Raw genomic sequence first — 14,522 nt, forward strand, 5'->3', positions numbered from 1 at the left:
GGGACGTACCCCAATTCGACTCAATTCGGAAAACGGAGACTCAATACAATTTTCTGGCGTGCTGCGCGCGGTGCGATCTTCCAGAAAAATGGGGTACGTCCCCATTTTAGGCAGGCTGCGGGGAGCCGTGTTATGTCTCCGGTTTTTTGAGCGGGCGAGCTGGGCTGTCTTGGCGAGCCAGCTGGCGGCATAGCTCGGCCGTCGCTTCGTCGACGGGGAAGCAGCATTCGATATGCACTTCGTCCAGCGTGACGTCGCGCGGGGTGCCGAAGGTGGTGATGGTGGAGAAGAAACGCAGCTCGCCGCCGTCGTGCCGCAAGATTGTGTTCTGCAATGGCACGGGCGTCGCTTCGAGTTCGCGCAGGCGCCAGCGCGACGGTACGCCAGGGTAGGCCAGCACTTCGTCGAGCAGCCCGCGCGCTACCTGGTCGTCCGGCGAGCCAGCCACCACGCTGTGCAGGTGGTGGATCAGGTTGCCCGCCACTTCTTCCCAGTTGACGATGGCGCCGCGCAGGTCGGCCGGGTCGAATATCTGGCGCAGCATATTGCGATGCTGCGTGCGCCGGCCGCCCATCACCAACCGGTTGACGCGGGCCGAGGCGCGGTTGGCCATCAACACATCCCAGTGGCGATTGAGCAGGAAGGCGGGATACGGTTCCTGCTGCCCCAGGATGAATTCGATCGCGCGCCGCATTTGCGCCAGCTCCGGCTTGACCAGCGCCGTTTCCGGATAGCGCGGCGCGAAGCCGGCCGCGATCATCAGCGCGTTGCGGGCCCGCAGCGGCATCTGCAGCGTGTCGGCCAGGCGTGTGAGTACTTCGCGGCTGGGCTGGGCCTTGCCCGTTTCCACGCAGCTCAGGTGGCGGGTGGACAGGCCGGCGTCCAGCGCCAGGTCGAGCTGGCTCAGGCGGCGCGCGGCGCGCCATTCGCGCAGCAAAATGCCCGCATGGGCGGGCGGGGAGGAGGGCGATGCTGGCAGGGTGTGGCGTTCCATCAGCCCATTCTACCCTTGGGGCTGCATGGCGGCCATGACCTGCCAGGTCATGCGAAGATGATCTCCCAGGTCATTGATCGTGTGCGCCCACCTGGCGAATAATGCCATTCCGTCAGCACAGCCCCGGCGTTTGTCCTGATTGGGATAAAGTGTTGTTAATATGTACAAAATGCCGGAACGGCGCACACCCAAGGAGTAGCCATGAAGCAGCAATTGCAGATCGAAGGTATCGACGTCCTGGTGGAAGGGGAGGGGCAGGAAACCATCGTCATGCTCCACGGCTGGCCCGATACCTATCGGCTGTGGGACGCCCAGGTGGCCGCGCTGTCTCCCCATTACCGCTGCGTACGCTTCACCTTGCCCGGCTTCGATTGCAGCAAGCCGCGCCGCGCCTGGAGTCTGGCCGAAATGCTGGCCCTGTTCGAGCGCATCGTCACCCAGGTCAGCCCCGGCCGCAAGGTGACGCTGATGCTGCACGACTGGGGCTGCGTGTTCGGCTACCAGTTCTACATGCGCCATCCGGAGCTGGTGTCGCGCATCGTGGGCGTGGACATCGGCGACGTGGAATCCCAGGACTACGTGAAGTCGTTGTCGCAGGGCGCCAAGCTGATGGTGGTGTGGTACCAGGTCTGGCTGGCCGTGGCCTGGAAGGTGGGTGGCCGCATGGGCGACTGGATGACGCATTTCATGGTGCGCCTGATGAAGGTGCCGGCCGATCCGCGCTACATCAGTTCGGCCATGAACTTCCCCTATTACATCACCTGGACCGGCGCCCACGGCTCCTACCGCGACCGCAAGCGCTTCGAGCCGGCCTGTCCCATGCTGTTCATCTACGGCAGCAAGAAACCATTCATGTTCCATTCGCGGCCGTGGGCCGAGGCGCTCGATGCCCGGCCATCGAGCCGGGTGCTGGGCTTCAAGGCCGACCACTGGCCCATGGTGCGCCAGCCGGAAGCGTTCAACGAGGCCGTTGCTGCCTGGCTGGGCGAGACGGCCGTCGCAGCGGCGGCGTCGGCCGTGCGGGCGAATTGAGTTGGCCTGCGCCCTGCCAATTGCCGCCTGCCACCGGCTGCTGACCCATTGCGGAACCGGCGGATCGGCGTGCTGGCGGCCTGGCCCGGGCCGGCGCCAGGCCGGAGGCGCAAAACTCGCAAATAAACGGCATCCTCTTGGTACAATTGCGTTTTCGATATAACGGCAAGTTTTCCCCCATGATAGATATCCAACTCCTCCGTAAAGACATAGCCACCGTCGCCGAGCGCCTGGCGACGCGTAAATTCCAGCTGGACGTGGCCGGTTTCAACGCCCTCGAAGCGGAACGCAAGGCGATCCAGACCCGTACCGAAGAACTGCAAGGCAAGCGCAATTCGCTGTCCAAGCAAATCGGCATGATGAAGGGCAAGGGGGAAGATACGTCGGCCGTGATGGCGGAAGTGGCCGGCCTGGGCGACGAACTCAAAGCCAACGAGACGGCACTGTCGGCCGTGCAAGCCAAGCTGGGCGATTTCATGCAGGCCATTCCCAACCTGCCGCACGAATCCGTGCCGGTGGGCACCGACGAGGCCGCCAACGTGGAAGTGCGCCGCGTGGGCACCCCGCGCAGCTTCGACTTCGAGATCAAGGACCACGTGGACGTGGGCGCCGCGCTGGGCCTGGACTTCGACGTGGCCACCAAGCTGACCGGCTCGCGCTTCTCCGTGATGAAGGGTGGCATCGCCCGCCTGCACCGCGCGCTGGCCCAGTTCATGCTGAACACCCACACCGACGAGCACGGCTACACGGAATGCTACACGCCGTACATGGTCAACGCCGACTCGCTGCGCGGCACGGGCCAGCTGCCCAAGTTTGAAGCCGACCTGTTCTCGGTGAAAAAAGGCGGCGCGGAAGGCGAGGGCGAAACCTTCTACCTGATCCCGACGTCGGAAGTGTCGCTGACCAACATCGTGCGCGACGAAATCCTGGCGGCCGATGCGCTGCCGCTGAAGATGACGGCTCACACCCCTTGCTTCCGCTCGGAAGCGGGCAGCTATGGCCGCGACACCCGCGGCATGATCCGCCAGCACCAGTTCGACAAGGTGGAAATGGTGCAGGTGGTGCATCCCGACACCTCCTACCAGGTGCTGGACGAAATGGTGGGCCATGCGGAAACCATCCTGCAGCGCCTGGGCCTGCCATATCGCGTGATGTCGCTGTGCACGGGCGACATGGGCTTTGGCGCGACCAAGACCTTCGACCTGGAAGTGTGGCTGCCGGCGCAGAACACCTACCGCGAGATTTCGTCGCTGTCGAACTGTGAAGCGTTCCAGGCGCGCCGCATGCAGGCCCGTTTCCGCAATGCCCAGGGCAAGCCGGAATTGCTGCACACGCTGAACGGTTCCGGCCTGGCCGTGGGCCGTACGCTGGTGGCCGTGCTGGAAAACTACCAGCAGGCCGACGGCAGCGTCGAGATCCCGGCCGCGCTGCGTCCGTACATGGGCGGGCTGACGCATCTGAAGGCAGCCTGAGCGACATTGTGAGGTTGGGCGAACATATTTTTTGCGTTTGCCCTTCCAATTCAGTTTTGCTCTGCTATAATTTTGCCTTCGCAGCAGCAAGCGACAGTAGCAAGACCCGGAAAGGTGGCAGAGTGGTCGAATGTACCTGACTCGAAATCAGGCGTAGGGTTTCCCCCTACCGTGGGTTCGAATCCCACCCTCTCCGCCAAACACTGTCCAGTCAGTTAGATGGGCATCAAGGAAACCGTCGTTCCCTCACCGGGCCGGCGGTTTTTTTGTGTTTGGTCCATCCGATGCTGTCCTGGTGTGGGATGGCAGATCGTTATCTGCCCAGTTCAATTATTCATACAGCATATCGCCGCAACGTCCAAGTTGTTGGAGGCGAGCCTGCCGCAGTCCGGCCTGGTCCGGGGAAACCATCGCAAAATCAAGCGCTTGCAACAGCGTGCTGTCCGCGCCAGACTGGCACGTCGATTGCTATCTCCTTACGTTTACATCCAATAACCAGGGAGACAAATAATGTTGAACGATAAAGCGCTAGTGTTGGCGGCCACGCTGCTGGGCGTGATGACCCATGCGGTGGGCGGCGAGGTTAGCAGTCAGCTCAAGCTGAGCAAGCCCGGCGCCATCGCGATCGGCTACCGGGAGGCGTCGCAGCCGTTCTCGTTTGCCGACGGGCAGCACAAGCCGTCCGGTTACACCATCGATCTGTGCGGCGCCGTGGTCGAGGCCATCAAGAAGGAACTGGCCCAGCCGGACCTGAAGGTCAGTTATGTCCAGGTCTCGTCCAGCGACCGCATGGCCAAGGTGAAGGATGGCGCGGTCGACCTGGAGTGCGGCTCCACTTCGATCACGCCCCAGCGCGCGACGGAAGTGGCGTTTTCCACGCCCATCTTCTTCGCCGATACCAAGATCATGGTGCGCGCCGATTCGGGCATCCAGTCCGTCGCCGACCTGAAGGACAAACGCGTGATCGTCAACCAGGGTGCGTCCGGCGCGCCGCTGCTGGCCAAGGCCGATATGGACAAGGGCTTGCACATCCAGTTCGTCAAGTCGCACGACAATGTGGAATCGTTCGGCGCGCTGCAGCAGAAGAAGGTCGACGCCTTTGTGCATGACGACGTGCAGCTGGCGCAGCTGGCCGCCACCGCCAGTAATCCGAAAGGTTTTGTGCTGCTCAAGGATGCGCTGTCGAGCGATCCGATCGCCATCATGATGCGCAAGGATAACAAGCCGCTGCAACAGGTGGTCGACGCCACCCTGGCGAAACTGAACGCCTCGGGGGAATTCGCCAAGATCTACAGCAAGTGGTTCCTCACCCCGACCTTCAAGTTCCCGATGAGCGAAAGCCTGAAACACGAACTGAAAAATTCGGGCAAATAAGGGCGCTCCGTCCTGATAGCCGTGGCGGGCGCTGGTCCGCCACGACAGCGCGCGGCGCCTTGCGACCGGCGCGCGGCGCGCCGCTGCGGTCGATGCGGCCGATGCACGTGTGGCGTGGCGGCCGGCGCTGTGGCAGCTTCAGCGTGGCTTACTTTCCCAGCAATGCCAGGGACTGCTCCCACTGCGCCGCCCACGGCGCCAGAAAGTCATGCCCGTTGAAGGCGCGTTTCAGGTGCGAGATGGGAACCCGGTGCACTTCATGCAAGCCGAGCGCCAGCGTGACCGGATTCCAGATAGCCTTGTTTTTCGACTTCCTGGCGCTGCCTTTGACGCGGGCGCCGTCGTCGCCAAAAATGCCGCCGCCGCTGGCCAGCGCCTGTTCCAGATCCAGCTTGACCATGCCGGCAAACGCCGTCAGCACCTGCTCCTTGCCGATCCCATCCTGCGATTCCCGGGCCGTCTCGACCTTGACGACGGCCGGCTCGGCCTCGTGTTTCAGTTTGCCTGCCAGCCGCTCCACGTCCTTCTTCTGGAAGCGCAACTCGTGCAAGGCGCGGCGGAAACCCGGCGGCGGGAGCGTCACGACGATCCGGTACGCATCCTTGGTCATGGTGATGAGCACGTCTTCGCTGCCGGCGGCCAGGCGCCGGGTGTCACCTTCGAAAAAGATGGGGGCCGCATAACCGCCATTGGCATCGCCGAACAGGTCGGGATAGGCGGCGTCGTACTCCAGCCAGACGTAGGGCGTGAGCCCATGCTCGATCAGGCGCGCCAGGGTCCATGGGGTCAGGGTTTGCTGTTCCAGCCACAGGCAAGCCTCGGCGCTGGTCGCCCGGAACGGTAATACAGTCATTGTCATGATCTTTCTCTTGGCGGCACGAACTTGCCGACATTCGGTGATGGGCGGTGAAATCCGGCCACTTTACCGCATAAGTCACCTGTTCGTCCCCGGTTCCGCACGTCATGAAAATTTGGCATATTTGCCTGATCGATAATATGATGCTGCCTCGCGCGCAGTGCCGCGCAACTTCCGGAGCAACAATGAAATCGATGAAGATGCTGGCCCTGGCCGGCTTGATGGCGGCCGCAAACCTGGTCTCGGCAACGGCTGGCGCCGCGGCGGGACCCGCAGCCCCGTCCATGCCGGACGCGGCACAAGTGCAGGCCGCGCACGATCTGCTGGCCGCCATGCAGGCTGAAAAAATGATGCGGGCCACGGCCGGCATGAGCCGCTATCCCACGCCCCAGCAGCGCCAGGCCGTGTTCGACAAGCTGGACAAGGTTCCCGCCGAGCAGATCTACCAGCGCCTGTCCATTCCCGTGGCGCGCCTGCTGTCGGCCGAGACGGCCAAGGAGATGACGCACTACTACCAGTCCAGCTACGGCCAGCGCGTGCTCAAGCAAACCTATAACAGCGGCCCCTCGCTGTTCGACACGGCGCCCGTGCCCACCGCCAAGGAAAAGGTGGAATTGAAGCGGCCCGCCTATGTCAAGGCCGACAAGGCTTTCAAGGAGGCGGAGCCTGCCATCCGTCATGAAACCTTCGTCTTGCTGACGGCCATCAGCCGCTGAGGCTGGCGGGGCGGCGCCGCGCTTTTGGGCGCAGTGCCGGCCCGGAGCGCACGTCTCCTGCCGGCGCCGCCGCGCTGCCGGTATCCTCTTGATAATTCCTGATCGCCCCCGATCTGATAGGGAAGGGCAGTGCTTGCCCGGCCGTTCAGGAGGATCTCAAGATGACACCTACTGCTTTCCCCATTACACCCGCCCGGCGCGCCCACACGACGCCGGAGCCGGATATGCCGCCCCCGAAACCCGAGAAAGAGCCGCCGCCGGACGAGATGCCGTCGCCCGACCACGCGCCCATCGAGGAGCCCACCCCGCATCAGGCGCCGATCCAGACGTGAGCGCGGTGGCGTGGGGGCGTAGCGCAGCGGTGCCTTCACCGGGTGCCGCTGCAGTCGTATGCTTCTTTCATTTTTGTTGCTTGTCGGATACAAATTTTAGGTATTGTGTCCGCGGTCACACAGCCGTCACGGAAGAGTTCATATAATTTACTCACGACATCGTTTTTCTGTTCACGGAGGCCATCATGGGCAATTCCTTACACAATAAAATCTACCTCGGCCGCCGCAGCGTAGCAGTGCTGAACAGCAAGCGTGTGCAAGTGATTCTCTGGGTCGGCGCCTTTGCCAGCATAGGCTTGGTGTGGCTGGCGATACGAGCGTTCAAGTAATTCCATTGACAGTCCACCCGCGGGCTGTGCCGGGCGTCCTCCGCCAGGGAGGCGCTGCGGGACCGGCTTGCCTTGCCGATGCGGGGCCGGGCGCGTACCATGAGGGCCGCAGCAGTCTCTTATGGAAAAAATGGCAATGAAAAACGAGAAATTAACGCAAGACGAATACGACGCACTGGCCGAAGTGGCGCGTGGCCTCAAGGGTGAGCGTGTGAGCGCCTGCGTGGGCCGCAATACCAAGCGCCTGGCCGGCCTCAAGCTGTTCAGCGTGGCCAAGAATGGCCGCCTGTCGCTCACCGACAAGGGCGAGCAAGCCCTGTTCCTGCGCCGCTGCATCATCGGCATGCGGGCACTGGCGGCCGATCCGCACGCCACGCTGGAAGCGGACGTGGCCAATTTCCTGGGCAAGAAAGCCCACATCGCAGTGCGCGCCGGCGATGCCGGCTACGAACTCACCGACAAGGGCCGCGAATCGCTGGCCGATATCGACAGCCAGGGTCTGTAAGCGCCCGTCCCCGGCAGCGGCGCGGCCTGGCCCGCGCCGGCCTGCTACCACGGCCGCCACAGTCACCACAGTCACCACAGTCACCACAGTCACCACAATTACCACGGCCACGGCCACCACAGTCACCACGGCCGCTATTGCCTGATGGCTCGCTTCGCTCCGCCGGTCGTCACCGACCTCAGGCGGCGCGCCCGCCCGCTTGCGCTTCCATCCGCGTGGCCAGTTGGTCGATGGCGGCGGCGGTGACGGGCAGCGCGGCCAGCACGGCTTCGATCTGGGCTGTGCAGACGGCTGGATCGGCCGTGCTGCGCAAGGTCGCTTCGGCCTGCGCCGCCAGTGCCGCCAGCGCCTCCGCGCCCACCGTGCCGGAGACGCCCTTGAGCGTGTGGAGCAAGGCTGGCGCCGTGTCCAGCCGGTGTTCGGTCACGGCGAGGCGCAGGGCGGCGCCGCTGCGTTCCGCTTCGGCGCCAAAGCTGCGCAGGGTCATCAGGTAGACGGCTTCCAGGCCGCCCATCCGGGCCAGGGCGGCCGCACTGTTCAGGCTGACGGCCGGGACGGGCGCGATGGTCGGCGCGGTAACCGTATCGGCATGCTGTTCAATGACCGTGTCAGCGCCGGCAATCGCGCCGGCATCCGCGCCGCCGTGCCCGGTTCCGGTCGTGGCGCCGTCTGCCGTGTCCGGGCGCGTGTGATGCAGGATGACGGCGATCAGCTGGGCCAGGTCGAACGGCTTGCCAATGTGATCCACCATGCCCGCCGCCAGCGCGGCGGCGCGGTCGGCCGGCATGGCGTTGGCCGTCATGGCCACGATGGGCGGGGCCAGCTCGCCCAGCCGTTCGCGGATCAGGCGCGTGGCCTGGTAGCCGTCCATGTCGGGCATCTGGATATCCATCAGGATCAGGTCGGGCTGCTGGCCTGAGCGCAGCAGGGCGTCGATGGCGGCCTGGCCGCAGCCGGCCACTTCCACGTCGGCGCCGTCGTTGCCCAGCAGTTCGCCCGCCACTTGCTGGTTGGTGGCGTTGTCCTCCACCAGCAGCAGGCGCAGCCCGGCCAGCCGTTGCTGGGAGCGGGGCGCCACCGCCACGGCTGGCCCATGGTGGCCCAGGCGGGCTTCGGCCACCACGTTGAACATCATGGAGGCCGTGACCGGCTTGACCAGTACCCCGTCGAGCACGGGCTCCAGTTCGGCCTGGCGCTGGGCCAGCAGTTCGCGGTCGTAGGCGGTGACCATGACGATCAGCGGCGTTTTGCCTTCCGGCAGCAGGCGGCGGATTTGCCAGCTCGTTTCCCAGCCGTCCAGCGACGGCATGCGCCAGTCGATGAACACCACGTCGTAGGGACGGTCGGGGTCGCGCCGGGCCACGGCGGCCAGCGCGTCGTAGCCGTTGTCGGCCACCTCCACCTGCCAGCCAAACGAGAGCGCGATTTCACTCAGGATCTGGCGCGCGCTGGCATTGTCGTCCACTACCAGGCATGCCAGCCCATGCAGGTCCGTCAGGCTAGCCCCCTGCAGCGCGGCGACCGGTTCGGCCGGTTCGGGCGCCGTTTGCAGCTCGATCACGAAGCTGAATTCGCTGCCCTGGCCCGGGGTGCTGTCCACTTTCAAGGTGCCGCCCATCAGGCGTGCCAGGCGCTGGCTGATGGCCAGGCCCAGGCCGGTGCCGCCGTAGCGGCGCGCCGTCGACGCCTCGGCCTGGGAAAAACCGTCGAAGATGTGGCGGCAATGTTCGGGCGAGATGCCGATGCCGGTGTCGCGCACGGCGAACGCGATCGACAGGCCGCGCTCGCTGCGCCCGGCCAGCCGGGCCGACAGCACCACCTCGCCCGAGGCCGTGAATTTGATGGCGTTGCCGGCCAGGTTAAGCAGGATCTGCTGCAGGCGCAGGGCGTCGCCCACCAGCCACGAGGGCAAGGCCGGGTCGATGCGGAACAGCACTTCCACGTTCTTGTCGCCCACGTTGGCCGACAGGATCACGGCCAGGTCGCGCCACAGCTTGTCCAGGCTGAACGGGTGGGGATCGAGCGCCAGCTTGCCCGCCTCCACCTTGGAAAAGTCGAGGATGTCGTTGAGCAGGCCCAGCAGCGCGCGGGCCGCCGTCTCGGCCTTGGTGGTGTAGTCGTGCTGGCGCCCGTCCAGGGCCGTCTGCTGCAGCAGCTGCAGCATGCCCAGCACGGCGTTCATGGGCGAGCGGATCTCGTGGCTCATGTTGGCCAGGAATTCCGACTTGGCCCGGCCCGCCTGCAGCGCCTGCTCCTTGGCCAGCAGCAGGGCGTCGTGGGCGGCGCGCGCTTCCGTGATGTCGGTGCTGCTGCCGACCCAGCTCAGTACCTTGCCGTCGCCGTCGCGCTGCGCCAGCGCGTGGTTGTCGAACAGGCGCCACTGGCCGTCGCGGTGGCGCAACCGGCAGTCGCAGCGGAATTCCCGCCCGTTCGCCTGGGCCAGCTGCCAGGCCGCCTCCAGCGCCGCGCTGTCGTCCGGGTGGACGATGGCCGACCAATGCTCGCGCGCCAGCAATTGCGCCGTCGGCACGCCCGTGTAGTCGTGCCAGTGGTGGCTGAGGAAGTCCAGCCGCAGGGCTGGGGTGGTGGTCCACACCATTTGCGGCAAGCCTTCCGTCAGCGAGCGCCAGCGCGACTCGGAGGCCGTCAGCCGGGCGAGCGAGCTTTGCAGGGCTGCATCCTTTTCCACCAGCTGCGTCAGCGAACGGTATTGGGTGCGCATCGCCACCCGCACGCTGGCCAGGAAGGCCCCGGCCAGCAGGTACATCACGGTGAGGAAGAGGGAGGCGTTGCGGATTTCCTTGTACCACGGGGCGAGGAAGTCGTCGCTCGACAGCCCCACCAGCACATAGATCGGATAGTTGCCGATGCGCTCGACGCTGAACACGCGGTGCTGGCCGTCGAGCCGGCTCTCGGCGCGGTAGGTGGCGTGCGGCTTGCCGGCCGCCAGCATCGCTTCCGTCTGTGCCGACAGCCTGACCGGGCTGCCGATCACGACGGCCGACGATTCCGGGTAGCGGTGCAGGATGCGGCGCTGGCTGTCGAGCAGGGTGATGACGCCGCGCGGCCCCGTGTTGAGCGAGGCGAACAGCTCGGTGATGCGCGAGGTGTTCATGTTGACGTAGGCGGTGCCGCCGAAGCTGCCGTCGGCCTTGGTGAGCGCGTACATCAGCGGCAGCACCCACTCGTTGCTGATGCGCGACTTGACGGGCACGCCGATGATCAGCTCGCGGTCGGTGCGGGCGCGCTGGAAGAATTCGCGGATGTTCAGATCTTGCGGGTGGGCCAGGTCGATTTCCTCGCCGTAGATCACCAGGCCGTCCGCGTTCGAGCCGCGCACCGAGTTGGCGTGGGGCGTGCGCTCCTTGAGCGTGCGCAGGTAGGCGCTGAAGGCGGCGTCGTCGAAGTGGCCGCCACTCTGCATGGCGCGATATTCCTGGGCCGCGCGCCGCATCGACAGTTCCACTTCCTGGAAGTGCGACAGCAGGAAGTTTTCCAGCGCGACCGACAGGTTGCGCGACGTTTCCTCGGCCGCCGCGTAGTAACGCAGCCGGCTCTGGTTGAGGGCGTGGACGACGAAGATGGACAGGATCAGCAGCACGGCTCCCACCGCCGCCACCAGCCGGGTAAACAGCTTGCGCAGCTTGACCAGGGTTTCGAGGTTGGGCGCGGGCGGGGGACTGGATGGCATGGGACGGGCTCGTTGTTGCGGGCTGGGGAGCGGATTGCGGGGGGCGGCATGGCCGGCAGGTAGCATACCTTACCATCTGGGCAGGGCTTTGTAACCTGTGACTTGCAAATGTGCAATCAAGTTGTTGCAGGCTATTTATTTGCTAGCGGCGGGCCGAGCAGATAGGATGGCGACATCCCCCATCCCCACCCACTGGAACAACTATGGAAAAACCGATGACCTGGTCCGCCCACGAACTGACCATGACCGTGCTGATGACGCCGGACATGGCCAATTTCTCCGGCAACGTACACGGCGGCACCATCCTCAAATACCTCGACAGCGTGGCCTATGCCTGCGCCAGCCGCTATTCGGGCAGCTATGTGGTCACGCTGTCGGTGGACCAGGTGATGTTCCTGCAGCCTATCCACGTGGGCGAGCTGGTGACGTTCCTGGCCTCGATCAACTACACGGGCCGCACTTCGATGGAAGTGGGGATACGGGTGGTGACGGAAAATATCCAGCAGCGCCTGGTGCGTCACGCCAACAGCTGCTACTTCACGATGGTGGCGGTGGACGAGAACCGCAAGCCGGTGGCCGTGCCCACGCTGGTGCCGGAAACGCCGGAGCAGCAATCGCGCTACGCCCAGGCCCAGTTGCGCAAGCAGGCGCGCCAGATGGTGCATGGCGCCAAGAAGAAGGCGGCCGAATAGGATAGACGCTGGCGCCGGCGCTAGCGCCCCCAGCGCAGGCGCATGACGACCCAGTGCGCCAGCAGCCGGTTCAGCAGGGCCAGCCCCAGCCCCTGGCGGCGCGCCACGCGGCGCTGCATGGCCAGGGCCGGCGAACGGCCGCCGCCCTTGACGGCGAACACGATGCGGTTGTTGCCGGCCATGCCGTGGAACCAGCACAACTGGTTCTGGAAAGTCTGGCGCAGCCGGCGCAGCATGGCCGGGTAGTGCGGGTCGTAGCTGAAGATGTTGGCCGCCAGCACGCCGCCGGGACGCAACGCGCGCCGGCAGTCGGCATAGAAGCTGGCGCTACCCAGCGCCGGCGGCAGGCCGGCCTCGTCGAAGCCGTCCACCAGCAGCACGTCGGCGCAGCCGTTCTGGCCGGCCATGTAGTGCGTGGCGTCCGTGTGGATCACGCGCAAGCGCGCATCGTCGGGCGGAATGGCGAACTGGTCGCGCAGGGCGATCACGTCGGCCCGCAATTCCAGCACGGTGATGCGCGAGCGCGGCAGGTAGCGGTGGCAGAACTTGACCAGCGAGCCGCCGCCCAGGCCCACCATCAGGATGTGTTCGGGCTGCGGCTGGAACAGCACGAAGCACATCATGGCGCGCGCGTAACTGAGCACGAGATCGTCGGGCCGGGACAGCCGCATTTCGCTTTGCACCATGCCGGGCAGGAATTCGAGCGAGCGCCAGTCGCCGCGGGTGCGCACGCGGGGCGCGGGCGGGCAGGGCGGCTGGGCTGGATGCGGATCGGGCGGTGGCGGCATGGGACAGGTGGGCGGTGAACTGGGCGTTTGCCAGGCAGTTGACGGGCGCCGGGCGTGTTTTTATAGTAGCATGCGGCCCCCGGGCCGGTCATCCGCATTTACAGATGGAAAATTTGTAGGTACATTGGCGAAAGCCAGGACCAGCCCTGCTGGCGGCCTCATTGGAGAGAAAGATGTTTCTAGACCACCCCACCATTACCGCAACCAACAGTTTCACCGAGCCGGACCGTATCGAGCGCCTGACCCGCGTGTACGGCTACGTGGTGGCGCTGGCCGACCAGGCCGGCAATCAGGGTTTCATCGAAAAGTTTTCCCAGATTCATGACCACAAGGGCACGCTGATCGTATTCTGGCACGAAGCGCCCACCGAGGACGAGAAGCAGTTCTTCGTCCAGGCGTGGAGCAGCAAGATCGGCGACGGCAGCACCAACGTCGAACACGAGGTGTAACCGGGCGCGCCCGGCGCGCCCCGCATCCTTTCATCCATGGATATCAAAACACTGCTGCTGGCGCTGGCGTTGGGCAATCTGAGCCTGTGCGCGGCGCTGTTCTTTTTTGAATACGAGCGCAAGCAGACGCTCAGCCTGTCGACCTGGGCCGTGGCCAAGCAGTGCCAGGCCGGCGCGTGGCTGCTGCTGTACCTGCGCGGCACCTTGCCCGACCTGCTGTGCATCGGCGTGGGCAACGGCTTGCTGTTCGCCGGCATGGCGCTGGACGCGGCCGCCCTGTGGGAACTGGCGGGCCGCCCCATCTGGCGGCGCTACCTGGCGCCGGCCCTGGGCGTGGCCGTGGCCGTGTTCCTGGCCGGCTATCTGGGCGAACTGGAGCAGCCGTTGCGGGCGGCGGCCGGCTCGCTGATCGTGGCCGGCTTCTTCCTGGCCGGGGTGGTGGCGCTGGCCCTGCGCTGGCGCGACGGCAGCATGCTGCGCCGCTTCCTGGTGGTGACCATGTTGCTGCTGTCGCTGGCCGTGGCCGCGCGCGGCATGCTGTCCGTGCTGCAGCCGGACGGCTGGGGCTGGGTGAGCGGCGGCATGATCCAGTGGCTGGGCCTGGCCGTGCTGTACCTGATGATGCTCACCAACGCCTTCGGCTACCTGTTGCTGTCGCGCGAGACGCTGCAGGGCGAACTGGCCCGGCTCGAAACGGTGGACACGGTGACGGACGTGCCCAACCGGCGCGGCTTCTATCAGGCCCTGACGCCGTGGATGGCGCTGGCGCGCCGGCCCGGCATGCCCACCGCCCTGATCGTGCTCAATCTCGACCATTTCAAGCGCGTCAACGACAGCTACGGCCACCCGGTGGGCGACATGGTGCTCAAAACCATGGTCGACGTGTGCAAGAAGCAGTTGCGCGACAGCGACCTGATGGGCCGCTTGGGCGGCGCCGAATTCGCCATCCAGCTGCCCCGCACTTCGCTGGCCGACGCGCTGATGGTGGCCGAACGCATCCGCAACGCCGTGGCTGGCCACCCCGTCAAGACCGAGCGGGCCGTCATCAACCTGACGGCCAGCCTGGGCGTGACCACCATCCGCGCCGAGGACAGCGCCGTGAGCCTGTTCAAGCGGGCCGACGAAGCGCTGCAGCAAGCCAAGCTGGCCGGCCGCAACCGGGTGGTGGAGGCGCGCGCGGAAAGCGCGCTGGAAGCCTGAGGCGGGCCTGTCATCGGCCTGTCACATTCAGCGCTTACTGTATGAGGATTTTTCACCCGGTATTCTGAAAGCCTTCGCGGTGGTCATCAGAT

The 14,522-nt window shown here is 65.5% G+C and carries 14 protein-coding genes and 1 tRNA gene; 11 read left to right on the forward strand and 4 right to left on the reverse strand.

Annotation, left to right across the window (positions count from 1 at the left end):
* Positions 1-130: 130 nt before the first annotated feature.
* The gene (locus tag AC3WOS_RS09155; protein WP_492715598.1) at positions 131-994 is read right to left on the reverse strand and encodes a helix-turn-helix domain-containing protein; all 864 of its coding nucleotides are present in this window, start codon (positions 992-994) and stop codon (positions 131-133) included.
* A gap of 201 nt (positions 995-1,195) precedes the next feature.
* Here AC3WOS_RS09155 and AC3WOS_RS09160 point away from each other — a divergent pair, with 201 nt between their 5' ends.
* The 4 genes from AC3WOS_RS09160 to AC3WOS_RS09175 all read left to right on the forward strand — a co-directional run bounded on the left by AC3WOS_RS09160 (position 1,196) and on the right by AC3WOS_RS09175 (position 4,872).
* Positions 1,196-2,026 carry an alpha/beta fold hydrolase gene (locus AC3WOS_RS09160; protein WP_492715600.1) on the forward strand — a complete coding sequence of 277 codons (831 nt, stop codon included), beginning with the start codon at positions 1,196-1,198 and terminating at the stop codon, positions 2,024-2,026.
* Positions 2,027-2,205: 179 nt separating this feature from the next.
* Positions 2,206-3,498, forward strand: coding sequence for a serine--tRNA ligase (serS, locus tag AC3WOS_RS09165; protein ID WP_492715601.1), 1,293 nt, complete (start codon positions 2,206-2,208; stop codon positions 3,496-3,498).
* A gap of 108 nt (positions 3,499-3,606) precedes the next feature.
* A tRNA-Ser gene (locus AC3WOS_RS09170) sits at positions 3,607-3,697 on the forward strand.
* 311 nt (positions 3,698-4,008) lie between these two features.
* Positions 4,009-4,872, forward strand: a complete 864-nt coding sequence (locus AC3WOS_RS09175; protein ID WP_492715602.1) for an amino acid ABC transporter substrate-binding protein — start codon at positions 4,009-4,011, stop codon at positions 4,870-4,872.
* Between the two features lie 148 nt (positions 4,873-5,020).
* On the opposite strand, the gene AC3WOS_RS09180 is transcribed toward AC3WOS_RS09175, so the two are convergent.
* Complete coding sequence (locus tag AC3WOS_RS09180; RefSeq protein ID WP_492715603.1) at positions 5,021-5,731, reverse strand: hypothetical protein; 711 nt, start codon at positions 5,729-5,731, stop codon at positions 5,021-5,023.
* 182 nt (positions 5,732-5,913) lie between these two features.
* Here AC3WOS_RS09180 and AC3WOS_RS09185 point away from each other — a divergent pair, with 182 nt between their 5' ends.
* The 4 genes from AC3WOS_RS09185 to AC3WOS_RS09200 all read left to right on the forward strand — a co-directional run bounded on the left by AC3WOS_RS09185 (position 5,914) and on the right by AC3WOS_RS09200 (position 7,610).
* The gene (locus AC3WOS_RS09185) at positions 5,914-6,444 is read left to right on the forward strand and encodes a hypothetical protein (RefSeq protein WP_492715604.1); all 531 of its coding nucleotides are present in this window, start codon (positions 5,914-5,916) and stop codon (positions 6,442-6,444) included.
* 161 nt (positions 6,445-6,605) lie between these two features.
* A complete protein-coding gene (locus AC3WOS_RS09190; RefSeq protein ID WP_492715605.1) occupies positions 6,606-6,776 on the forward strand; it encodes a hypothetical protein in 171 nt (56 codons plus the stop codon).
* A gap of 185 nt (positions 6,777-6,961) precedes the next feature.
* Positions 6,962-7,105, forward strand: a complete 144-nt coding sequence (locus tag AC3WOS_RS09195; protein ID WP_492715607.1) for a hypothetical protein — start codon at positions 6,962-6,964, stop codon at positions 7,103-7,105.
* Positions 7,106-7,241: 136 nt separating this feature from the next.
* Positions 7,242-7,610, forward strand: coding sequence for a hypothetical protein (locus AC3WOS_RS09200; RefSeq protein WP_492715608.1), 369 nt, complete (start codon positions 7,242-7,244; stop codon positions 7,608-7,610).
* Between the two features lie 178 nt (positions 7,611-7,788).
* Here AC3WOS_RS09200 and AC3WOS_RS09205 read toward each other — a convergent pair whose 3' ends face one another.
* Positions 7,789-11,301: a response regulator gene (locus tag AC3WOS_RS09205; RefSeq protein WP_492715609.1), complete on the reverse strand. Its 3,513-nt coding sequence runs from the start codon at positions 11,299-11,301 to the stop codon at positions 7,789-7,791.
* Positions 11,302-11,504: 203 nt separating this feature from the next.
* On the opposite strand from AC3WOS_RS09205, the gene AC3WOS_RS09210 reads away from it, so the two are divergent.
* Positions 11,505-11,993, forward strand: a complete 489-nt coding sequence (locus tag AC3WOS_RS09210; RefSeq protein WP_492715610.1) for an acyl-CoA thioesterase — start codon at positions 11,505-11,507, stop codon at positions 11,991-11,993.
* A gap of 20 nt (positions 11,994-12,013) precedes the next feature.
* On the opposite strand, the gene AC3WOS_RS09215 is transcribed toward AC3WOS_RS09210, so the two are convergent.
* Positions 12,014-12,724 carry a fused MFS/spermidine synthase gene (locus AC3WOS_RS09215; RefSeq protein ID WP_492715611.1) on the reverse strand — a complete coding sequence of 237 codons (711 nt, stop codon included), beginning with the start codon at positions 12,722-12,724 and terminating at the stop codon, positions 12,014-12,016.
* 230 nt (positions 12,725-12,954) lie between these two features.
* Between AC3WOS_RS09215 and AC3WOS_RS09220 the strand changes: the two genes are divergently transcribed.
* Positions 12,955-13,230 (forward strand): hypothetical protein, encoded by a 276-nt coding sequence (locus AC3WOS_RS09220; RefSeq protein WP_492715612.1) that lies wholly within the window; start codon positions 12,955-12,957, stop codon positions 13,228-13,230.
* Positions 13,231-13,266: 36 nt separating this feature from the next.
* The gene (locus AC3WOS_RS09225) at positions 13,267-14,430 is read left to right on the forward strand and encodes a GGDEF domain-containing protein (RefSeq protein ID WP_492715613.1); all 1,164 of its coding nucleotides are present in this window, start codon (positions 13,267-13,269) and stop codon (positions 14,428-14,430) included.
* Positions 14,431-14,522: the final 92 nt, after the last annotated feature.

The sequence above is a fragment of the Rugamonas sp. FW305-51 genome, assembly GCF_058786935.1.